22 protein-coding genes are annotated in these 19,943 nt (G+C 59.7%); 9 read left to right on the top strand and 13 right to left on the bottom strand.

Going from position 1 to position 19,943, the window contains the following annotated elements:
• Nucleotides 1–16 precede the first annotated feature (16 nt).
• Genes INR77_RS03095 through flgB form a run of 7 tightly spaced genes read right to left on the bottom strand, consistent with a single transcriptional unit; the run spans nucleotide 17 to nucleotide 4,312 of the window.
• Nucleotides 17–700, bottom strand: coding sequence for a flagellar basal body L-ring protein FlgH (locus tag INR77_RS03095; RefSeq protein WP_223072480.1), 684 nt, complete (start codon nucleotides 698–700; stop codon nucleotides 17–19).
• 18 nt (nucleotides 701–718) lie between these two features.
• Entirely contained in the window at nucleotides 719–1,510 is a 792-nt protein-coding gene (flgG, locus tag INR77_RS03090; protein WP_223072479.1) for a flagellar basal-body rod protein FlgG, read from the bottom strand.
• Between the two features lie 20 nt (nucleotides 1,511–1,530).
• A complete protein-coding gene (locus tag INR77_RS03085; protein ID WP_223072478.1) occupies nucleotides 1,531–2,289 on the bottom strand; it encodes a flagellar basal body rod protein FlgF in 759 nt (252 codons plus the stop codon).
• A gap of 23 nt (nucleotides 2,290–2,312) precedes the next feature.
• Nucleotides 2,313–3,125 (bottom strand): flagellar hook-basal body protein, encoded by an 813-nt coding sequence (locus INR77_RS03080; protein ID WP_223072477.1) that lies wholly within the window; start codon nucleotides 3,123–3,125, stop codon nucleotides 2,313–2,315.
• A gap of 42 nt (nucleotides 3,126–3,167) precedes the next feature.
• Entirely contained in the window at nucleotides 3,168–3,542 is a 375-nt protein-coding gene (locus INR77_RS03075) for a flagellar hook assembly protein FlgD (protein ID WP_223072476.1), read from the bottom strand.
• Entirely contained in the window at nucleotides 3,542–3,955 is a 414-nt protein-coding gene (locus INR77_RS03070) for a flagellar basal body rod protein FlgC (RefSeq protein ID WP_223072475.1), read from the bottom strand. The genes INR77_RS03075 and INR77_RS03070 overlap by 1 nt, the downstream gene beginning before the upstream one ends.
• 3 nt (nucleotides 3,956–3,958) lie before the next feature.
• Nucleotides 3,959–4,312 carry a flagellar basal body rod protein FlgB gene (flgB, locus tag INR77_RS03065; RefSeq protein WP_223072474.1) on the bottom strand — a complete coding sequence of 118 codons (354 nt, stop codon included), beginning with the start codon at nucleotides 4,310–4,312 and terminating at the stop codon, nucleotides 3,959–3,961.
• A gap of 305 nt (nucleotides 4,313–4,617) precedes the next feature.
• On the opposite strand from flgB, the gene INR77_RS03060 reads away from it, so the two are divergent.
• Nucleotides 4,618–5,304, top strand: coding sequence for a MotA/TolQ/ExbB proton channel family protein (locus INR77_RS03060; protein WP_223072473.1), 687 nt, complete (start codon nucleotides 4,618–4,620; stop codon nucleotides 5,302–5,304).
• A complete protein-coding gene (locus INR77_RS03055; protein ID WP_223072472.1) occupies nucleotides 5,301–5,711 on the top strand; it encodes a hypothetical protein in 411 nt (136 codons plus the stop codon). Before INR77_RS03060 ends, INR77_RS03055 begins: the two co-directional genes overlap by 4 nt.
• A gap of 93 nt (nucleotides 5,712–5,804) precedes the next feature.
• Here INR77_RS03055 and INR77_RS03050 read toward each other — a convergent pair whose 3' ends face one another.
• A complete protein-coding gene (locus INR77_RS03050; protein WP_223072471.1) occupies nucleotides 5,805–6,896 on the bottom strand; it encodes a diguanylate cyclase in 1,092 nt (363 codons plus the stop codon).
• A gap of 240 nt (nucleotides 6,897–7,136) precedes the next feature.
• On the opposite strand from INR77_RS03050, the gene INR77_RS03045 reads away from it, so the two are divergent.
• The 6 genes from INR77_RS03045 (at nucleotide 7,137) to INR77_RS03020 (ending at nucleotide 12,549) form a co-directional block, all read left to right on the top strand.
• Nucleotides 7,137–7,685 carry a flagella basal body P-ring formation protein FlgA gene (locus INR77_RS03045; RefSeq protein ID WP_223072470.1) on the top strand — a complete coding sequence of 183 codons (549 nt, stop codon included), beginning with the start codon at nucleotides 7,137–7,139 and terminating at the stop codon, nucleotides 7,683–7,685.
• Between the two features lie 93 nt (nucleotides 7,686–7,778).
• Nucleotides 7,779–8,075 (top strand): flagellar biosynthesis anti-sigma factor FlgM, encoded by a 297-nt coding sequence (gene flgM / locus INR77_RS03040; protein WP_223072469.1) that lies wholly within the window; start codon nucleotides 7,779–7,781, stop codon nucleotides 8,073–8,075.
• On the top strand, nucleotides 8,072–8,455 hold the full coding sequence (locus INR77_RS03035; RefSeq protein WP_255573894.1) for a flagellar protein FlgN: 384 nt from the start codon (nucleotides 8,072–8,074) through the stop codon (nucleotides 8,453–8,455). The genes flgM and INR77_RS03035 overlap by 4 nt, the downstream gene beginning before the upstream one ends.
• 97 nt (nucleotides 8,456–8,552) lie before the next feature.
• Entirely contained in the window at nucleotides 8,553–9,638 is a 1,086-nt protein-coding gene (locus INR77_RS03030) for a transglycosylase SLT domain-containing protein (RefSeq protein WP_223072468.1), read from the top strand.
• A 2-nt stretch (nucleotides 9,639–9,640) separates the two neighbouring features.
• Nucleotides 9,641–11,803 carry a flagellar biosynthesis protein FlhA gene (locus tag INR77_RS03025; RefSeq protein WP_223073381.1) on the top strand — a complete coding sequence of 721 codons (2,163 nt, stop codon included), beginning with the start codon at nucleotides 9,641–9,643 and terminating at the stop codon, nucleotides 11,801–11,803.
• Complete coding sequence (locus tag INR77_RS03020; protein WP_223072467.1) at nucleotides 11,800–12,549, top strand: sigma-70 family RNA polymerase sigma factor; 750 nt, start codon at nucleotides 11,800–11,802, stop codon at nucleotides 12,547–12,549. Before INR77_RS03025 ends, INR77_RS03020 begins: the two co-directional genes overlap by 4 nt.
• Nucleotides 12,550–12,566: 17 nt before the next feature.
• On the opposite strand, the gene INR77_RS03015 is transcribed toward INR77_RS03020, so the two are convergent.
• Complete coding sequence (locus INR77_RS03015) at nucleotides 12,567–13,298, bottom strand: hypothetical protein (RefSeq protein WP_223072466.1); 732 nt, start codon at nucleotides 13,296–13,298, stop codon at nucleotides 12,567–12,569.
• A gap of 518 nt (nucleotides 13,299–13,816) precedes the next feature.
• Here INR77_RS03015 and INR77_RS03010 point away from each other — a divergent pair.
• Nucleotides 13,817–14,779 carry a bile acid:sodium symporter family protein gene (locus INR77_RS03010; protein WP_223072465.1) on the top strand — a complete coding sequence of 321 codons (963 nt, stop codon included), beginning with the start codon at nucleotides 13,817–13,819 and terminating at the stop codon, nucleotides 14,777–14,779.
• A gap of 89 nt (nucleotides 14,780–14,868) precedes the next feature.
• Here INR77_RS03010 and INR77_RS03005 read toward each other — a convergent pair whose 3' ends face one another.
• The 4 genes from INR77_RS03005 to INR77_RS02990 form a co-directional block, all read right to left on the bottom strand.
• Nucleotides 14,869–16,155, bottom strand: a complete 1,287-nt coding sequence (locus INR77_RS03005) for an acyl-CoA dehydrogenase family protein (protein ID WP_223072464.1) — start codon at nucleotides 16,153–16,155, stop codon at nucleotides 14,869–14,871.
• The gene (locus tag INR77_RS03000; protein ID WP_223072463.1) at nucleotides 16,155–17,519 is read right to left on the bottom strand and encodes a phosphotransferase family protein; all 1,365 of its coding nucleotides are present in this window, start codon (nucleotides 17,517–17,519) and stop codon (nucleotides 16,155–16,157) included. The genes INR77_RS03005 and INR77_RS03000 overlap by 1 nt, the downstream gene beginning before the upstream one ends.
• Before the next feature lie 16 nt (nucleotides 17,520–17,535).
• On the bottom strand, nucleotides 17,536–18,318 hold the full coding sequence (locus INR77_RS02995; protein WP_223072462.1) for a M48 family metalloprotease: 783 nt from the start codon (nucleotides 18,316–18,318) through the stop codon (nucleotides 17,536–17,538).
• 104 nt (nucleotides 18,319–18,422) lie between these two features.
• Nucleotides 18,423–19,850, bottom strand: coding sequence for an aldehyde dehydrogenase family protein (locus INR77_RS02990; RefSeq protein WP_223072461.1), 1,428 nt, complete (start codon nucleotides 19,848–19,850; stop codon nucleotides 18,423–18,425).
• Nucleotides 19,851–19,943 lie beyond the last annotated feature (93 nt).

Here is a 19,943-nt window from a genome sequence, read left to right as displayed (position 1 = left end):
GGGAATAGCCTCGGATTTAGAACGGGGTGATCGCGCTGAAGAAACGCTGGAGCCAGCCGGGGCGGCTTGCCTGTTGGACCGCGCCCTTGCCGGTGTAGATGACGCGCGCATTGGCAACGCGCGAAGATGGAATGGTGTTGTCGGCATCGATATCGACCAAGCGGATGCGGCCAGCGAACTGGATCCACTCATCCCCTTGGCTCAGCACCATCTGCTTCTCGCCGACCACTTCGGCGGTGCCATTGGGATAGATCGCAGAGATAGTCACCGACACCATGCCGTTAAGCTGGCTTTGCTGGGCCGCGCTGCCGCTGCCTGCAAAAGAGCTTTGCCCGTTGCTGGCGATTGAATTGGGGTTGAGGAAAGACAGCGGGCCAGCCGTTGGCGGGATCAGCCCGATGCTGCCGTCGCGGTCGGTCGAACTCGTGGTGCTCTTGGATGTGCTAGTGCTTTCCACCAGAGCAATCGTCAACATATCGCCAAGCGAGCGTGCGCGATTGCCAACGATCAGCGGCGCATACCCTTGGGAAGCCTGAAAAATCGCGCCCTTTGATCCCATTTGCGCGCCAGCCATTGGAGTGGCGGCCATGGGCGGCGGGGGCGGGGCATAAAAGCCAGCCTCGCGCTTGAACCCGCCTGACATACAGGCCGAAAGCGAAAGCGCGGCAGCGCCAATGACAAGAGATTTGATAATCTGCATGGTGTATAGCCTTGCGCGTTAGAGGGTCTGGTTGGCGTTGCGCAGCATCTCGTCGACGGCGCTCACCATGCGGGAGTTGATTTCATAAGCGCGCTGGGCCTCGATCATCTCGACGAGTTCCTCAACGACATTGACGTTCGAGCCTTCGAGCATCCCCTGACGGATATTGCCGCGCCCGAAAGTGCCCGCCAGCCCCACATCGGCAGGACCGCTGGCCGCTGTTTCAATCAGGAAGTTATCGCCAATCGCCTGAAGCCCGGCCGGGTTGATGAAATTAGCGACCTGAAGCTGGCCCAGCTGGATCGGGGCGGCCTGCCCGTCCTGCTGCGCGCTCACCGTGCCATCAGGCGCGATCTGGATCGAGCGCGCGCCTTGCGGCACCTGAATGGGAGGATTGAGCTGAAACCCCTGGCTGGTCACCAGATTGCCCTGCGCCGACAAAGTGAAATTGCCCGCTCTGGTATAGCCGATCTGGCCATTGGGCGGGATCTCGACCTGAAAAAAGCCGGGGCCATCAAGCGCCACATCAAGCGTGTTGCCAGTCTGGTTCAGCGTGCCCTGGCTCTGGATGCTGGTGGTGCCCATGACCTGAACCCCGGTGCCAAGGTTAAGCCCGGTGGCAAAGGCAGTCTGATTGGTCGATTGCTGACCCGCGATCCGGTTTTCCTGATAGGCAAGCGTTGCAAAATCCACCCGGTCGCGCTTGAACCCGGCAGTGCCAATATTGGCAAGGTTGTTAGCGATAACGCGCATCCGCTTGTCTTGCGCTTCAAGTCCGGTGCGGGCGACGTGGAGGGCTGATGTTGGCATTGTCTAATAGTCCTTAAGGCTTAGCGCAGAGAAAGCAGGCTGGAGCTGGATTCATCGAGTTCGCCAGCGGTTTGAATGATCCGCGCGCGCATCTCGAAGGCGCGCTGGGCTTCGATCATTTCAACCAGAGTGGCAGAAGTGTTGACGTTGGATTGTTCAAGCGCACCCGGCGTTACCGTGGCGGTGGGATCGTTGGGCAACACCCCGCCGCCCGGCACTTTCAGAAAGCTGTCGATGCCTTTTGCCAAAGGGCTCCCTTCAGCCGAGGCAAGCTTGATCCGGTCAATCGGGGCGGCTGGCAGATCGGGGGCCGCAGGGTCGCGGCCAAGCACGGTGCCATCCTGCGCGATGTTGATGGCAAAGCCGGCAGGCACAGTGATCGGCACGCCGGTTTCGCCCATCACAGGCAGCCCCTCGCCATTTTCCAGAACCCCCGAAGGCGCGACCCGCAAATCGCCACGGCGCGAATAAACCTCGCCGCCATCGGGCCCCTGAAAGGCAATCAATGCCTCTCCCTTGACCGCAATATCGAGCGGCTGCCCGGTCGGATTGACGCTGCCTGTGCTCATATCGGTGTTGCGGACCCATCCGCGTGCAGGCGCCCTTGCTTCCAAAGACCGCATATCTGTTGCCGGATCCTTGATCGTCGAAGGCGTTACCGAAAACACCTCTTGCCGAAAGCCGGGAGTGTTGGCGTTCGCAAGATTGTTTGCGGTCATGCGCTGGCGGTTCATCGCCGCGTCCATGCCGGTAAGCGCAATGTAGATCAGGCGGTCCATGGCTTAGCTCCGTCGCTTACCCGTTAGCTCTGGAGGTTGAGGACGACCTGCGAGATCGAAGTCGCAGTATCGAGGGCCCGTGCGTTCGCTTGGAAGTTGCGCTGCGCTGTCAGGAGCGACACCATCTCATCGGCAAGATCAACGTTCGAACGCTCCAGAGTGCCTGTACGGATAGCGCCGTAATTGCCCTCACCCGGATTGCCGTAAATGGCTGCACCTGAATCCGCAGACGCTTCATATTTCGTCTCTCCGATTGCGCGCAGGCCTCCGGTCGCAGGGAAGGCAGCAAGCGCGATTTGGGCGACCGGCTGGCTCGTCCCATCAGCAAAAGAGCCGCTCACAAGGCCTTGCTGGTTAATCGACACATTGGTCAGCGCTGAGCCTGCGCCATTGGTCAGAGGCAAAGTGATGTTGCCGGGCACCGCAGAGGTCGGCGTACCGGTTGCATCGACGGGAAAGCCCTGGACAAGATCCCCGCTTGGATCCTGCAACGCCCCGCTCGCCACCACTTCAAGCGCGCCATTGCGGGTGAAGGTGAGATCGCCAGTCGTCGGGTTGGCGGTTGCAAGGAAGCCGTCGCCGCTGATCGCGACATCAAGCCCGCGGCCCGTTTGCGTCAAAGCGCCGAGCGAGAAATCCTGAGTGATCGCCTGCACGCGCGAACCAATGCCCGGCGTTAGGCGCGGGTCAGTGCTGCCGCCGGTTGCCACAAGGTCAGCAAAGGCTGCGTTGCTTTTCTTAAAGCCGGTCGTCTCCGCGTTGGCGATATTGTGAGAGATAACCGCAAGATCGGTCTGCGCATTTTTCATGCCGCTAAGCGAGGTGAAGAAGGACATTGGGGGTTTCCTTTGGTGGTGATGGGGTTGGAATTAGATTGATTAAGAGGCCGCATTTGCTGCTGCATTGGTCGCAGCTTCAGCCGCTGCGCTTGCCGCCTCTGCCGCTTGCATCGCCGCCTCGGCGGCTGCGTTTTGCGCAGTGATGAGGGCATCGAGCTTGGCAGCGATGTCATCGAGCGTGGAATTGCCCTCGATGCTCGATTCCAGCGACGAAAACTGCGCCAATTGGGCCAGCATCTGCTCATTGCTTTGCGGCTCTAGAGGGTCTTGATTGGACAATTGCGCAGTCATCAGCCGCAGGAAATCTGCCGACCCCAATTGCGCGGCCGCGCTTTTCTGAGGCGTGCCCGGTGCATTCAAACGGTCAAGCGTTTGAGCAACGCCGCCAGGCAAAGTTGTGTTTATGGTAGTCATTACGAATTGCTCCTCAAAGTATCGAGCATCAGTTGGCGGGCGGTCTGGAGGGCTTGCACCATGTTCTGGTACTGGCGCGCGCTTTCCATGATCTCGAGCATTTCGGCGCTCTCATCGATCGGGGCTTCGAAAACATTGCCCTCTTCATTTGCGAGCCTGTTTGCCGGATCATATCGTTCGATGGGGTTGGCATTGCTGCGCACAAGCTGGGTTGAGGACACGCTGGCAATGCCGCTTGCTTCATCAAGGGCGGTTTGAAACACGGCGCGGATCGGGCGGTATGCGCCTTCCACGGTGCCCGAAACCGACCCTGCATTGGCAAGGTTCGAGGTCGCAGCGTTCATGCGCACAAGCTGAGCGGACATTGCGCCCTCGGCGAGGCTGAAAAGGGTGTTGGGCCGGCCATCAGACATCGCTTATTCTCCCTTAAGCGCGCGAGTGATGGTGTTGACCTTGCCTTGTACAAAGGCGAGCGAGGCGGAGTATTTCAGCGCGTTTTCAGCAAAGGCGACCTGTTCGCGGCCAAGCTCGACCGTATTGCCATCGAGCGAGGGCATGACGCTTTTGCGGTACAAGAGATCAGGCTCGCCAAACTCAGGCGGATTGCCAGCGCGCATCGCCAGCTTTGCGTCGAGAGCCTTGTCGAAATCAACGTCGCGCGCCTTGTATCCCGGCGTTGCCGCATTCGCGATATTGGAGGCAATCACCCGCATCCGCTCAGAGCGCAGTTCCAGCGCGGCTGCGTGAATTCCAAAGATTTTCTCGCTCATGGTGAAGCGCACCTCTTGGCCGGTGGATCGTGTGCGAGTGAGTTTGCAGCAAGCGTGCCAAACTGTAGAAAGGACCGATTTTTCAAAGGCTAAGAGCGTGCGGGATATACCGCATCGGCAATCGCTTGCAGGGGGCGGCAAGCGGAGCGGCAAAAGGGCGGCAAGGGTGTGCCCGCTTAAAGTCGCGTAGGCGCGGCCGTTCTAACGCGTGCCATTCCTTGCCCGCACGACCTCGTGCAATGATCGTGCGATGATCATGCCGTGACTGTGTGGGTGGCAGGCAAACCACGCGGGAGAGTTTCACGGTGCTAGAGCCCTTCACCAAACTGTTGGATGCCAATGCGCTTGTCATCGTGCTTGTGGGAACTGTGCTCGCAACATTGGCGCGCCAGGGGTGGCACGATTTCACTATAGCAGTGCCAGCCGCCTTTGGACTTTTGAGCAAGGGGTTTGACGTTGATGCAACCCGCGCTGCCCTTGCGCGCACCGTGGGAGAGATCAATCGACTTGGTCATCTGGGCGCAGAGCCGGTCGACCCGCCGGACAAAGCCACCACCGAGCTTCTTAACGCCTACATCCGCACAGGCTCAATCGAGGCGATGCTCAAACTTGCCCGATCCCAGCGGTTGCAGCGCGAAATCAACTCGGTTGCCGCCACCCGCGTCTTTGAGAACGCAGGCGAGCTTGCGCCTGTTTTCGGTCTTGTCGGCACGCTGTTTGCGATCACCCAGCTTGTGCCCGATGTGAGCGCGAGCGCAGCGGAAACCGTGATGGGCTCAGTCGCGGGCGCGGTGCTGTCGACGCTTTACGGCGTGCTGAGCGCGCATCTCATTTTCTATCCGCTTGCCCGCGCGATTGAACGCAAGGGCGACCGCGAGGAAACAGAACGCACCATGTTGCTCGACTGGTTTGAAAGCGAGCTGACCGATGGCCGCTCCTTCCCCTCGCGCGCACGAAGAAGCAGCGTCACCCCGGTCAAGGATGTCGCATGATTGTGCGTTCGGCTCATGGATGGCAGCTGATCCTTGCGGACCTGTCGCTGATCCTGTTTCTGGTGACGCTTAGTGCCCTGGTCAGCTCGTCAATGGGCGGAGCCGATGAAGCGCAAGGCTCGGCAAGTGGTCCCTATGTCGCACCAGCACAAGCGCTCTATCGGAAGGTTGAGGGCGGCCCTGATCTTGATGAATGGTTGAGTGAACAGGTCGATGACCCGCGCGCAGCTTTGACGATTATCGCTCACCATTCGAGCGGCGAGCGCGACGCTGTCTGGGAAAAAGCGTTGACCTGGGCAGAGCTTGCGCAACAGGAAAAGGTGCCAGTGCGGGTGGTGATCAATGAGGCGGACAACAGCGAGATTTACGCAAGCCTTGCCTATGACGCGCCGGAGCTAGAGCGGTAAGGCCACGCTGGAAAAAGCAAAGCGCGCAAGAGAGGGTCGAACCTGTCTTGCGCGCTTTCTTCTTGCTCGCCTCACATTGGGTGGTTCATCAACTCACCCGGCGATAACCTGATCGCGGCCGCTTTCTTTGGCCTTGTAAAGCGCAGCGTCCGCCCGGGCGAGCGCGTTGCGGGCATCTTCGGGGCCCTCAATCTGGCTCACCCCGCCTGAGAAAGTGATCTTGCCGAAGGATTGACCGTTGTCGCGGTTGACCATCTGCCGCGAGCTCAAATCCATGCGTATCTTGTCCAGTCGCACTTTGGCCTTTGCAATGTCTGCGCCGGGGAACAACAGCGCGAACTCTTCACCTCCATGGCGCGCGGCAAAGCAGTTTCTGCCAGCGTAGGATTGCAGCGTGCGCGCAATCGCAACCAGCACGCGGTCGCCTGCGTCATGGCCGTGAGTGTCGTTGATCGATTTGAAGTGATCGACATCGCAAAAACCCACTGAAAGCGGTTCGCCTCTTTCAGCGGCGCGCTCAGACAGTTTCTCAAGCTGGGTTTCAAAGGCGCGGCGATTGGGCAGGTTTGTCAGGTGATCGACATTCGCCTCGGCGCGCGCTTCGGCAAGGCTTTCTTTAAGATCGGCTGTTTCAGCCTGGCTCTTTTTCATCGCCTCTTCAATCTGCACGATCCGCTCCAGCATCACGCGGGACAGATCGACCAGCCGCTCAATGCCCAGTTGCGATCCGTCTTGAACCGCATTTTGCGCCAGCGTTGCAATATGCGCGTCAATCGCGCCGCGATGCTCGCTGGTTTCCGCTTCGGCGGTTTGTGCGGTTTGCGCAAATTTGGTGAGCGAGGCCTCGACCCGGTCGATCAATTGCTCGATCGAACCTTTGCGCTCCTCTTCGCGCGATCGCGAGCGGGCCATCTCATCGAGCCATTTTTGCGAGAATGGCTCCTGGGAAATCTCTCGCGCGGTGAAAGCGCGGGCGAGCGCGCTATCGGAACCCGAAAGCGCTGCGACCAAAAGGGACAGGTTTGATCCGGTCAAGGCCACATCGTGTTTGAGCACAAACTCGGTCACGCGCTGCATAAGTTCGCTGCGCCCTTCGCGCGCGCGATCCCTGCTTTGGAGAACGTCCGAACCGCTGCCGCCAGCTGGTGATTGAGGTTCTTGTCTTGCTGGCACTGATGCAGCCATTAAAAGCTTCCTTCGCTAAAACTGTTGGCGAGGCAAAGTCTTACGGCATCCTTTTTAAGGCCAGACTGAACCCGACCTTGAGGCTTTCCCTTATTGATATGGCGAGAGCATCGCTTCGCCCCTTTCAAGGTATCACGCGACCACGCCCTCACCGATTTGGCACGGAGCTTGCTGCCACCTTCGCCGGGTGCCCCACGCTCCCGCTTGCCCCCACTCCTTGCTACAAGGAAAGGAAATGCCATGAAATCGAACATCTCACCCCAACGCCTCGAAGTGCGGCTGCTTATGACCGCGCTGGTCGTTGTCAGCCTGCCGCTTTTTGCCGCATTGGCATCGGCGCAGGAAAACCGCAGCCGCGCGTACACTGACCCTGCTGCAATTGACCGGGCCGTGGCCGAATTTACCGGCGCTGGCATCGGCGAATTGGGCGGGGCTCGTATGCCAGCTGACAAGCGGCTTCGCCTCACCGCTTGCGCCAGCCCGTTGACGACCGATTGGCACGGGCGGGCAAAATCCATCGTCAAGGTGGAATGCCAGGGGCCGGAAAGCTGGCGTATCTTCATCGCGACCAAACCAGCCGAGCCAGAAGCACAAGCGGCCAAGGTTGTGGTGCGCGGCGATCCGATCACCGTACTTGTACGAGGCCGCGGTTTTAGCGTTCAACAAAACGCAGAAGCAATAGAGGGCGGCGCGATCGGCGACTGGATCGCAGTGCGCACTGTAGAGCGCGGCGATGCCATCAGAGCGCGCATTGAGCGTCCGGGCCTTGCCGTTATTCCAGTGGGTTAGCATTTTTTTGCACCCGCACGCTTAAATCCACTCACTGCGAGCCGTCTTAAGCAGCGTAGAACCACCGGGAGACGCACTATGCCCTCTTTCGAAATGAACAGATTGCAGTCGATCACGGGTGTAAGCCCGGTCCAGAACAGCGACCGCGCCAAAGCGAAAACTGCTGCTGAAAGCGGCGTGTCCAGCTCTGGCGGGTCGGCAGCGGGATCGACAAAGGCGGCAGGCGTGAGCGTTGAAGTTGCAACGCCTGCACAAAGCGGCCCGCCGGTCGATACCGACCGCGTGGCAGAAATCCGCGACGCTCTGCGCGACGGAACCTATCCGCTTGTGCCAACCAAAATCGCCGACGCCATGATTGCGGCGCAATACAAATTTGAAAGCGCACAATGACTAACACTGTGAACCAAACGCTTGCCCCGATTACGGGTGAGAATTCACAGGCAAACGGGCGGCAAGAGCTGTCAGGCACTTTGCGGCAAATGATTGCCGTGTTGCAGGATGAGCGGCAAGCTCTTGCCACCTTGAAAGCTCAAACCCTGTTTGATGTGACTCGCGAGAAAGAGGGGCTGTGCGAACAGCTCGCTCAGTTCAGCGCACTGAGCATGGATGATGAGACACGCGCGCTTGCTCAGACGGCAAAGTCGCTGAACGATGTCAATCGCCGGGTGCGCAACCTTCTGGCAGCCAATGTCGCTGGCCGGCTCGAAGCGCTTGGCGGACAGCGCCACGCCTATAGCGCCACCAGCCTGCCCGGCCCCGCTCCTGCGTAAAACCCCTTAGCCGCTGAAAAAGCGGGCATTCTGGCACGGTGCTTGCTGCTCCCTTCTGGTCGTTAACCATACCAGAAAGAGCGAAGAGCAGCGCAACGTGTCTCAGCCCGTATCCCCCTCCTTTGTTCCGCATTCTGGTGTGCGCGCCGCTTTTGAAGCCGCGCGCGCACGCTATGAGCGCGAGCCGCTTGATAGTGGTGCGCGCAATAGTGCTCCCACTGGTGCGAAACGCCAGATCGCGCAGGCCGCCTCCTCGTCAGGCGGTCCTGTCACGGTCGAGCGCGCCATCGCCAGCGCCGCGCAGCAGACAGGGATCGACTTCGACTTCCTGATTGCGCAGGCTCAGGTCGAAAGCGCAATGGACCCGACGGCCCGCGCGCGCACATCATCGGCAACCGGGCTCTATCAATTCATTGAAAGCACATGGCTTGAGACGATGCACCGCCACGGTGACCGCTTTGGCCTTGGCAATGTATCCGCTGCCATCCGAAAGGAGCCGGGCGGGGCGGCTTACGTGGCTGATCCGGGCACTCGCCAAGCGATCCTTGATTTGAGGAATGATCCGCAAATCGCCTCACTGATGGCGGCCGGCCTTGCCGAAGACAACCGCGCGCATCTGGCACCCATTCTTGGCCGTCAGCCTGATCACTCCGAGCTTTACCTGGCGCATTTTCTGGGCGCAGGCGGTGCCGGGCGTTTTCTTGAAGCCATGGGCCGCAATCCGGACCAGAGCGCAGCCAGCCTGTTCCGCCGTCCGGCAGCTGCCAATCGCCCGGTCTTCTATGAACCCAATGGTGCGCCGCGTTCCTTGCAAGGGGTGATGGATTATCTTTCGGGCAAGCTTGAGCGTGCACGCGCCAATGCGCCAGTTTCCATGTCCGATAGCTACCAGATCGCTGCTCTTGCCCCGCCTGCGATTTCCGCAGCCGCGCCTGACCGCCCACCCTATCTCATCGCTGACGAAGAGGTGTTTGCGCCTCAATCACCGCCCGTCATCACCGGGCAGGACCGCCCGCGCCTCTCATCGGGCCCTGCCCTCGCCCTCGCTCAGCCGGGAGAACGCCAGCCGGTTTCCACCATGCTGAGATCAACTTTCGAAGAAGCGGGCGGCGAACGCGCCAGCAAGGCAACACGTGACCAGATTGAGCGGGCCTATGACCGCCTGAAAGCGCTTGGATTTTGATTATAGAACCCGGCTCCAACGTCTCGTGGGTTGAGCGCCTGCGCACCGTCCCTGCCGCCGCAGCCCTGCCGGTCGGTATTTTCGGGCTGTTCGTGCTGCTGGTGCTGCCGATACCGCCGCTGCTCCTCGATATGTTTTTCGTGCTCAACATCGCGATTGCGGTCGCGGTGTTGATGGTGGCGCTCAATGCACGCGCGCCGCTCGACTTTTCATCTTTCCCAACTGTCCTCCTGTTCGCAACGCTCCTGCGCCTTGCGCTGAATGTGGCCTCAACGCGCATTGTACTGGTCAATGGCCATGAAGGGGGAGCGGCCGCGGGCGAGATCATCGAAAGCTTCGGGCAATTCCTTGTCGCTGGCAATTTCGCGGTCGGCCTGTTTGTTTTCATCATCTTGCTGATCATCAATATGATCGTCATCACCAAAGGCGCTGGCCGCGTCTCGGAGGTTTCGGCCCGCTTTGTGCTCGACGCGCTTCCGGGCAAGCAGATGGCGATTGATGCCGATATTGCCGCTGGCCTCATCACCGCCGATGAAGCGCGCGAGCGCCGCCGCGATGTGACGATTGAGGCCGATTTTTACGGCTCAATGGATGGTGCCTCAAAGTTCGTGAAAGGCGATGCGATTGCCGCGCTTTTGATCCTTGGGGTAAACATTATCGCAGGCTTTGCGCTTGGCATGATCACCCACGGGCTGTCTGCTGCAGAAGCAGGCGAGCTTTATATCACGCTGGCCGTTGGCGATGCCTTGGTCGCCCAAGTTCCCGCCCTCCTCCTTTCCATCGCCGCTGCCGCCATCGTCACCCGCGTAGCCGATAAGCGCGACCTTTCAGGCCAGATCGGCGGGCAGTTTTCAGACCCGCGCGGTTGGCTTCCCGTAGCAGGGATTCTCGCTGCCATCGGCACCGTCCCCGCCATGCCGCAACTGATCTTCCTCCCCGCTGCCGCCATCGCAGGCGGGCTCTGGTGGGCCTTGCGCAAGAAAGCCGCCGTGCCCGAAGTGGTCGAAGAGCCGGAGGAAAAGCCCGATCCCGACAAGATCGACATCACCGAAGTATCCGATCAAACGCTCGTCACGATTGAGCTTGGCTATGGCCTTGTGCCGCTGGTCGATGCGGCGAAGGATGCCCCGCTTCTCACCCGGATCACGGGCATCCGCAAACAACTCTCGCGCGAGCTTGGCTTTGTCCTGCCGCAGTTTCGCATCCGCGATTCCCTTGAAGCGGGGGCCAATGATTACGCCATCATGCTGGGCGGCCTCGCGATTGCGCGCGGGACAGTAAGGCCGGGCAAGCTGCTCGCCATCGACACGGGCGATGTCCGCTCGCAGCCGCCCTATACAGAACTTGGTATCCAGGGACAGCTGACCCGCGATCCCAGCTTTGATTGCCCGGCGCTTTGGATTGACCCATCGGCGCGCGACATGGCGGTTGCCGAAGGGTTCCTTTGTGTGGATGCGAGCACGGTTATCGCCACCCACGCCAATCAGGAACTTCTCACGCAAAGCCATCAGCTGCTCGGCCCATCGGAAGTCAGCGCTATGGTCGAAGACCTGAAAGCGCGCGCGCCGGCCCTGATCGATGCGGTTCACCCCGACCCATTGTCACTGGCCGCGCTCACCCGCGTTCTTCGCGCGCTGATCGCGGACGGCATTGGTCTGGCCCATCCGCAACCCGTTTTCACATCGCTTGCCCTTGCGCTTCAATCGACCGAAGGCTTCGACGCGCTGATCGATGCGGTTCGCGCCGACCTTGGCGCAAGGCTGGTTGCGCGTGTCGCTCTACCCAGTGAACGGCTCAAGGTCGTCACGCTTGAAGCCAATCTTGAAAGCGCGATCCTTGGTTCGATGATCGACCCATCAACCGGGCAACCGATGATCGAACCCGATCTTGCCGGCCTTATCGTCGAGCGGGTCAACGCCGCCATCGAAGAGGCAAGAGGCCCCGTCGCCTTGATCGTTCAACCGCCCGCGCGCCGTGCGCTCGCCGGGCTGCTGAAACAACGCGCCGCCCGCGCGCTGGTCCTGTCCATCACCGAATTGCCACCCACCCAGCCGGTTGAAGTTGTCGCAGTCATTGGCAGTGAGCCAGCCCCACCTACGGGACTTCCCTCACCTGCCGCTGAAACCGATGCTCACGGCGATGTGCCAGACATGGCGATGACATGAAGCATGATGTTTCTGGATTTGGCCCCCAAGCGTATGGGAAGGCGGCTTACGGCGCGGTGCAATACGCCGCCGCGTCGCGCGAAGAGGTCGAGGACCGTGTTCGCCGCTTCCTGCCGCTTGTCCACCGCGCGGCCTGGCATATCTATGGCAGCGGTCGCGACGGCTTAGAAGTCGAAGACCTCGTGCAATCCGGCATCCTCGCGCTCACCGAATGTGCCCAGCGCCACGATGGCCCCACCGAAGACGGCTTTGCCGCCTACGCCAAAATCCGCGTGCGCGGCGCGATGTTCGACCTCATTCGCAAACAGATGCACGACACCCGCACAGCGCGCAAGAAACGCGCGCGCGTGGTTCAGGTGATCGAAGAATATAAGACGCTCACCGGCACTGAGCCCAGCCGCGATCAAATCGCCAAGGCTTTGGGCATTAGCGATGCTGAACTGCTGGAGATTGAGGCAAGCGCCGTCACGCTCACCTCGATCAGCGATACATATGACGAAAGCAATTCCGCCTTCGCCAGCGAAGAACCCGACCCTTTCGACATCCTCTCCGGCCAAGAAGACCGCGAGCGTTTGGTAGCGGCGATGGGGCAATTGCCCGAGCGGTTGATGCTGGTGCTGCAATTGTTCTTTGTCGAGGAATTGAACCTGACAGAGATCGCCGAGGTGCTGGAGGTCAGCGTGCCTAGGGTGCATCAGTTGAGGGCAAAGGCGCTGAAAGATTTAAGGGCGATTTTGGAGGGGTAGTGAAACGCCGCTCAAGTTTAGCCCCCAATCTCCGTAGAAAAGGAGTTTGCGGAGAGCTTGGCTGACGGCTCAGTCGTTGTCATATCTTCGAAACGGTCGCCATTCAGCTTATTCGGCCAAATTTCACGAAGCCAACTCAACCGCTCCTCGATTCCAGTGGTTACCGGGTCATCAGTCAAAGCCACCGTTATGCGCTTAAGGCTTACCCCCTCGCCAAAACTCGCCGACAGATCATCAGGATCAACCCGCACCACTTTTGTTGGATCATCAATGTCGCTGAAAGTCACCAGCATCGGGTATGCCGGGCGCTCACCAATATGCCCCACCGGCGGCCACATGCGCGGCAGCTCCCGCTCGCCAGTGACTTCAAGAACATCATCGAGCCTATCGACAAACTCTTTGTCTGTGCTCGGCGGCTTGAGATAGACGTAAAGATAGCTCGCCCAATCCACATTGCTTTCAGAACGCAGCAAGGTGAAAAGGGTCTGATTTCTAGGGAGATCAACCGCCACCGCTTCGCCGCGCACCTTGCGCGACACGCCAAGGTTGCCGGGCGCGGACCCCGGTCGCATCACCGTTTGCTGCACCTCAATGACGCTGGAACCGGTCTTAAGCCCCTCGGGCGTCTCGACCTCGACGGTCAGCCGATAGCGATAGTCAGGCGCTTGGTCTTCTGCGCTGCATCCGGTGGAAAGCAGCAAAGGGCCCGCTAGCAGCGCCGTCATCTTGAGCCAAATCTGATGCAGCATTGTCTTCATCCCTTTGCACGCCTTTTGGTGGGCCTTAGCGCCAAGACCTTAAGGCTGTGCAAACCCTTGCCCACCCCCCAACCCCTCCCGCAAGCGGGAGGGGAGCGAGACTTGCCGAACCGTAGGTGAGGTCTAGTCGCAGCGGGGTGGGGTAAACGGCACTGGTGACGAATTTGTCGCCCCCACCCTTGACGCCGCCTTGCTTTCCTACAGCGCGCCTTGAGAGCTAAGCCTGAGGGCATGACGCGAGCCCTTCCCCCATGCTTTTTGCCCCTTCAGACGGTCAATTCTGACCGCGAAATCTTTTCTACTTCTGGACAGTGTCTCAAGTGTCTCACTTTTTGCGATAAACGGCGCGTTTTCAGCGTTTTGGAGCAAATCTTATTCCTACAATCCTCGCCCACCCACATCCGTCATCCCAGCGGAAGCTGGGATCTAGGGCCACACGCGCAGCCCTTCGCCGCTCTAGACCCCAGCTTTCGCTGGGGTGACGCGGGAAGTTGGGTTAGGTGGCTGGCATGCTAGCCCGCTTGACCAACAACTTTGCCCTGCTCACCCTTCTCGGCGTGGCGCTGGCTTGGGTCTATCCGCCCAGCATGACGTGGATGACCGATGGCTCGATCCGCGTGGCAGGACAACCGCTTTTGTCAGTTGCGCTGGGGCTCATCATGCTCGCCATGGGGCTGACACTGTCATTCGAGGACTACCGGCGGTTGACGCAGCTTCCCAAGGCGTTGGTTGCCGGGGTGGGCTTGCAATTTGCGGTGATGCCGCTGGCCGGCTTTGGCATTGCATGGGCGCTGGGCTTGCAAGAAGGGCTGGCGGTGGGTCTGATCCTTGTCGCCTGTTGTCCTGGCGGGACGGCATCGAACATCGTCGCTTACCTTGCGCGCGGCAATGTCGCCTTGTCGGTGGCGATGACGATGGCCTCGACCTTGGCAGCGGTGGCGCTGACCCCGCTGCTCACCGGAGAGCTGGCTGGCACCTATGTCGAGATTGATCGCTGGAACTTGCTGAGGAACATGGTGGCGATTGTGCTGGTGCCGGTCCTTTTGGGGAGCCTCCTCAACCGCCTGTTCCCGCGCGCGGCGGAGCGGGTGAGCACATTCTTGCCGCTGATCGCAGTTGTGTTGGTGATCCTTATCGTGGGCGGGATTGTCGGCGGGGCAAAGGCGCAGATTGCTGAGCACGCGGGCGTGCTCTTGCTGGCGACTCTGCTGCTCCACGCGATTGGCTTTGCGCTCGGCTATGCCTTGGCGCGGATGCTTGGGCTGGGCTTGCAAGAGGCGCGCACCATCTCGATCGAAGTGGGGATGCAGAACTCAGGGCTTGGCTCAGGGCTTGCCAAAACGCCTGCTTTTCAGGCGCAATTTGCGAGCGCCACCCAAGCCGCCCTCGCCCCCGTGCCCGCCGCGATTTCGGCGGTTTGGCACGTGCTCATCGGGTCGATCTTGGCGAGCTATTGGAGGAGGAAAGGATAAAGACCGATGCGAGTCCTCGCGAAGGCGGGGACCTCCCTCAGCTTGGCGCTACCCCGAAAGAGGTCCCCGCCTTCGCGGGGACTCGCGAACTAGGAAAACTGCCCCCGCTTCGGCCCCAGATAACCGAATAGATAGGCCCCAACCTTCCTCATCTGGATCTCTTCCGCGCCCTCGGTGATGCGATAGCGGCGGTGGTGGCGGTAGATGTGCTCGAACGGCTTGTGGCGCGAATAGCCGATGCCGCCGTGCACTTGCATCGCGCGGTCGGCGGCCTCGCACACCAGACGGTTCGCCCAGTAATTGCACATGGAGACCTTGTCGCTGATCGTGCGCTCAATCTCTTCGTGGGGCATATTGTCCATCTCCCACGCGGTCTTGAAGATGAGGAGGCGCAGCATCTCGGCCTGCGTCGCAAGCTCGACCAGAGGAAACTGGATGCCTTGGTTCTTGGAAAGCGGCTCGCCAAAGGGTTTGCGTTGGCGGGCGTATTTGACGCTCTCATCAATGCAATACATCGCAGCACCACAGGAACTTGCCGCCTGACGGATACGGTTCTGGTGCACGAAACTTTGCGCAAGCGCGAGCCCCCGACCCTCAACGCCGAGGATCGCGCTATCGGGCACCCAGACATCGGTGACGGACAAGCGTGGGTGGTCGGTGGGCATATTGAAGGTCCACATCCACTCCTCAATCTCCAAGCCCGGCGTGGGATTGGGAACAAGGAAGCAGGTGATGCCAGATGCCTTGCCATCCTCGCCAGACGTGCGAGCGAACATCGCGCAGTGGGTGGCGACGTGCATGCCGGTGATCCACATCTTCTCGCCATTGATGAGCCAGCCATCAACCCCATCTCGGGTCTCGCGAACCGCTCGGGTTTCCATATGTGTTGCGTCAGACCCATGGTCTGGCTCGGTCAGGCCAAAAGCAACCCGGCGCGTTCCATCAAAGCCGCCGAGGATGAATTCCTGCTTCTGCTCCTCGGTGCCCCATTGCTCGAACATTTCGACGAAGGGGAAATTGCCGACGATGCTGTGCTCGTTCTGGAGGTCGTTGTGGAGGCCAAGTCCTGCCCTCGCGAAGTGCTCGCGGATCACCGCCATCCAGAGGTTCGAGCCGTCCTTGCCGCCGTATTTCTTGGGCGCGGAGAAGCGGAAATGCCCCGCTCTATCAGCGCGGCGTCTGGCTTCGCGCAGGAGCTCTTCCCAGTCCTCGCGCGGCAAGCCTCCGGCCTCGAAATTGGTGCGCGCATATTCGCGGCGGTGGTCGAAGAAGCGGATATTGTCGTCCTGGTTCTCAAGTGGTTTGATCTCAGCCGCGATGAAGGCGTCGAGCTCGTCAAGATACGCCTGAAGATCGGCGGGAATTGCGAAGTCCATTATTCAGCTTCCTCTTCGGGTATCACCCATTTTTCGAGCGCGACAGCAAGAGCGGGATATTTGGGAGAATCGACACTCAGTTTCTCAAGCGCAGCCCGGCGCAAATGCCCCACCAGGCCGCGCTCTGCCACGGTCAATTCTCCCGCCATGATTGCATCTGCGCGCCGCTTGTCCACGTGGAGGTCGGGAAGGAATTCTTCATCGCGCATCGCAATGCCCAACGCGTTGCGTGCTACGGCAAGCTGGAAGCGGTCATGGCCTTTGACCTGATCCTTAATCGTGCCCAGCCATTCCGAGATCGCCGTCAGGATCTCGGACACGGTTGCATCGCCGTTTGTCCGGTCAGGCGAAGAAATCGGCCACCATTTCTGCTTGGCCTTGCACTCCTCCGGCGCGTCCTCCTCAAGCAGCATCAAGAGGTCCAATTCCTGCTCACTCGTCCGGCGCGAGATCACCACGCGTTCGAGCATCCGGTCCTCACCAGAGCGCCAGATGCGCGCCATGCCAAGACAACCCAATGCCCACCATACGGTGCGGTGGATCAACCAGTAGCGGAAACGCCCAAGGTCCACTGTGCGCCCGCTTTCTGCCTCATAGGTGGCGAAGTAATCTTCCAACGATCCAAGCCCCAAAGCGGGCCGATCATATCGATGGAAGCGCCACACCGCCATGCAGCCGAAGGCGAGATCCTCATGAGGATCGCCAAAATGCGCAAGCTCCCAATCGAGCACGCCCGTCAGCTCGCCGGCCTCGCACAGCAGATTGCCCATGCGATAGTCACCGTGGATCAGCACCGGCTCGCATGGATCAGGGCAATTGTCCTCCATCCACTTGAGGCCAAGCGCAATGATCGGGCGATCACCGCCTGCTTCCTCGAATTGCGCTTTGAGGTCGGCGATGGCTTGGCGGTAATCCATCACCGGGACCGCGTCTGGCAAATCGCCGGGTTTGACGCTGTGAATACGCGCCAAATCCCTTGCAACGTCCTTCAGCAGCGCATCGGTATCTTCAAACTCCAAAATCTCCTTTGGGTTCGGCGTTCCGGGAAGCGCCTCCATTACGAAGCCAGAGCCAATGCCATCCTCAGGCTCAAGCTCAGCCACAACGCGCGGTGCAGTCACGCCGGCTGCCACAGCCTTGCGGATCACCTCGGCCTCAACATCGTGGCCGAACGGGCGATTTGCCATGAATTCGAGGGTAGGCGCGCGGCGCAGGATGAATGCCCTGTCACCGCACATAAAGCGCCAGCTTTCCATCGTTGCCCCGCCCGTCAAGCGGGTGAGGTCCGATGGTTCGGTGAGGCCAGCGCGCGAACAAACCCGCGCCAAGCCTTCGATCAATGTGTCCTTAGATGCATCTCCCACTCGCAATCAGCCCGCGTCAGTCGAGCTGTTTGCGCAGGCGCTTTGCGCGCGATTTGGGGCTTGGGTGGGTTGAGGTCCATGCCGCAATTCCGCTGGGGCCGCTCCCACCGCTCATCGCGTCGAGCTTCTCAAGTGCGGTCACGCAGGCCTGCGCATCATACTCATTGTCGAGCATGAATTGCAGCGCATAATCATCCGCCTCGCGTTCGTGTTTTTTGCTGTGCTCAGCGGTGATGACATTGCCAAAGAACTTGCCAAGATCGGAAGACGCAATGCGTTTCACGCCGCCACTCGCCGTGCCAGCCACGCTCAAAGCTGCGTCACGTTGCAGCGCGCCTTGCATCCGTTTCTTGGTATGCTCACGCTGAACGTGGCCGATTTCGTGCCCGATGACATAGCGCACCTCGTCATCGGTAAATTCATCCATCAGCCCCGCGAAGACGCGGATCGTGCCGTTCGCCATGGCAAAAGCGTTTACGTCTTTCACCAGATAGGCCTGAATATCGAGGTCAAGCCCGTCATAGCTATCGAGCCCTTGCGAGAGCGCGGCGAGGCGCTGCGCATAGGGGCTGTCGGCAGGCGCGAGGGGGTTTTTCTCATCCATGTCCTCGCTCATCTGATCGAAGAAGACTTTCATCTCCGCATCAGAATAGCTGACCGCATCCAAGACCTTCTTGGCCGAGCCAAGTATATTGCCAAGGCTCTGCGCGCTGGCAGGAGCCGCAATGCTCACCCCGCCAAGAAGCGCCGCCATCGCGGTAAAATCACGGCGCGATACTGTATTGTTCGAATGATCCATTTTGCTCTCCCCATTGCTCATTCAGAATCAAAAAAGGGACGAAGCCTATGTCGCGCTAGGCCTCGTCCCCATATGCTTATCTGTAGCTCATCTTGAGTTGCAAATTAAGCAACAACATTGTCTTTTTTGACGGTTATCACCTGCGGATAGGTAAATTCCTTCAGTCCATCGAGGCCATATTCGGCGCCAAAGCCCGATTGCTTGTGACCCCCAAACGGCGCGAAGGGCGATAAGTGCATGAATTCATTAATCCAAACCGTGCCTGTTTCCAGCTTTTCAGCGATCTCCACGCCTTTGTCGGTGTCCGCTGTCCAGACTGCGCCCGCAAGCCCGTATTCTGAGTTATTCGCGCGCTCGATCACTTCGTCTTCGCTTGAAAACTTCATCAGCGGCATCACCGGGCCGAATTGTTCTTCGGCAACAATGCGCGCATCTTCTGGTGGATTGTCGAGGATGGTGATCGGCACATAATAGCCTGTGCCCGATGGGTCTTTGTCCCCGCCGGTGAGGAATTTGTAGCCATTGTCCTTGGCGTCCTGAATGAGTTCAAGCACGCGCTCATACTGCTTCTTGTTCTGGATCGGGCCAACGCCGGTCCCTTGCTCAGAACCGTCGCCCACTTTCACTTGCGCAGCATAGTCCGCGATTGCCTGCGAAAGCTCGTCATAGATGTCTTCGTGGATATAAACGCGCTTTGCCGCGATGCAGACTTGCCCTGCGTTCTGGAACGAGGACCAGAAGAGCTGTTCGGCAACCTTCTTGGGATCGGCATCGGGAAGCACGATGGAGGCATCGTTCCCGCCAAGCTCAAGCGTAATGCGCTTAAGATCGGACGATGCGCCTTCCATGATCTTCTTACCCGTCGCGGTCGATCCAGTGAAGGTAATCTTATCGATGTCAGGGTGGCTGGTGATCATCGGACCAAGAGCGTCTTCACCAGTGATGATATTAACCGTTCCCGCAGGCACCTTGTCCGCGATGAGCTCTGCCACGCGAAGAGTCGTGAGCGGCGTGAAGGGCGAAGGCTTCAGCACAATCGTGCAACCGCTCATTAGCGCTGGCACAATTTTCTGGATCGCCATCATCACAGGGAAGTTCCAAGGCACAATGCCGCCGACAACGCCGACCGGCACGCGGCGGGTGCGCGAGAGGCGCTGGTCGCTGTCTTCATTGACCACATCTTCAAGTTTCAATGTCGATTGCGCTTTGGAAATGCCAGCAGCGCCCGCAATCTCGCCTTGAGCTTGCGCATGGGGCTTGCCCTGTTCAGCGGTCAGCAGTCGGAAAAGCTCGTCGGAGTTTTCCTTGATCGCTGCCGAAATCGCGAGGCAAGCGGCCTGGCGTTCTTCAAAGCTCGTGTTTTTCCAGGTCTTGAACGCTGCACGCGCTGCAGCGACTGCGCGGTCGAGTTCGTCTTTGCCGCAAGCCGGGACCTGACCGATCACCTCTTCATTGGCAGGGTTCACAACATCCAGCCATTGGCCAGTTTCGACCATCTCACCATTGATGAGGTTTTTGTATTGGGTGACCATTTCTCTCTCCGTCAAAGACTCAAATTTCACTTTGGAGCCACGTTGGAGCATTGCCCGCAAAAATCAATTGCGAATTGCAATGGACGGTGGCTG

Source organism: Erythrobacter sp. SCSIO 43205 (genome assembly GCF_019904235.1).
In the GTDB taxonomy this organism is placed as follows: Bacteria; Pseudomonadota; Alphaproteobacteria; order Sphingomonadales; family Sphingomonadaceae; genus Erythrobacter.
This window is presented reverse-complemented; position numbering and strand designations above follow the sequence as displayed.

Bases quoted from the DNA above. Each gene is read 5' to 3' on its own strand.
- INR77_RS03005 (WP_223072464.1), bottom strand. From the start codon at position 16,155: ATGGACTTCGCAATTCCCGCCGATCTTCAGGCGTATCTTGACGAGCTC.
- INR77_RS03045 (WP_223072470.1), top strand. From the start codon at position 7,137: ATGAAATCGAACATCTCACCCCAACGCCTCGAAGTGCGGCTGCTTATG.
- flgM (WP_223072469.1), top strand. From the start codon at position 7,779: ATGAACAGATTGCAGTCGATCACGGGTGTAAGCCCGGTCCAGAACAGC.
- INR77_RS02995 (WP_223072462.1), bottom strand. From the start codon at position 18,318: ATGGATCATTCGAACAATACAGTATCGCGCCGTGATTTTACCGCGATG.
- INR77_RS03050 (WP_223072471.1), bottom strand. From the start codon at position 6,896: ATGGCTGCATCAGTGCCAGCAAGACAAGAACCTCAATCACCAGCTGGC.
- INR77_RS03035 (WP_255573894.1), top strand. From the start codon at position 8,072: ATGACTAACACTGTGAACCAAACGCTTGCCCCGATTACGGGTGAGAAT.
- INR77_RS03055 (WP_223072472.1), top strand. From the start codon at position 5,301: ATGATTGTGCGTTCGGCTCATGGATGGCAGCTGATCCTTGCGGACCTG.
- INR77_RS03085 (WP_223072478.1), bottom strand. From the start codon at position 2,289: ATGGACCGCCTGATCTACATTGCGCTTACCGGCATGGACGCGGCGATG.
- INR77_RS02990 (WP_223072461.1), bottom strand. From the start codon at position 19,850: ATGGTCACCCAATACAAAAACCTCATCAATGGTGAGATGGTCGAAACT.
- INR77_RS03095 (WP_223072480.1), bottom strand. From the start codon at position 700: ATGCAGATTATCAAATCTCTTGTCATTGGCGCTGCCGCGCTTTCGCTT.
- INR77_RS03070 (WP_223072475.1), bottom strand. From the start codon at position 3,955: ATGTCTGATGGCCGGCCCAACACCCTTTTCAGCCTCGCCGAGGGCGCA.
- INR77_RS03080 (WP_223072477.1), bottom strand. From the start codon at position 3,125: ATGTCCTTCTTCACCTCGCTTAGCGGCATGAAAAATGCGCAGACCGAT.
- INR77_RS03010 (WP_223072465.1), top strand. From the start codon at position 13,817: ATGCTAGCCCGCTTGACCAACAACTTTGCCCTGCTCACCCTTCTCGGC.
- INR77_RS03015 (WP_223072466.1), bottom strand. From the start codon at position 13,298: ATGCTGCATCAGATTTGGCTCAAGATGACGGCGCTGCTAGCGGGCCCT.
- flgG (WP_223072479.1), bottom strand. From the start codon at position 1,510: ATGCCAACATCAGCCCTCCACGTCGCCCGCACCGGACTTGAAGCGCAA.
- flgB (WP_223072474.1), bottom strand. From the start codon at position 4,312: ATGAGCGAGAAAATCTTTGGAATTCACGCAGCCGCGCTGGAACTGCGC.
- INR77_RS03020 (WP_223072467.1), top strand. From the start codon at position 11,800: ATGAAGCATGATGTTTCTGGATTTGGCCCCCAAGCGTATGGGAAGGCG.
- INR77_RS03075 (WP_223072476.1), bottom strand. From the start codon at position 3,542: ATGACTACCATAAACACAACTTTGCCTGGCGGCGTTGCTCAAACGCTT.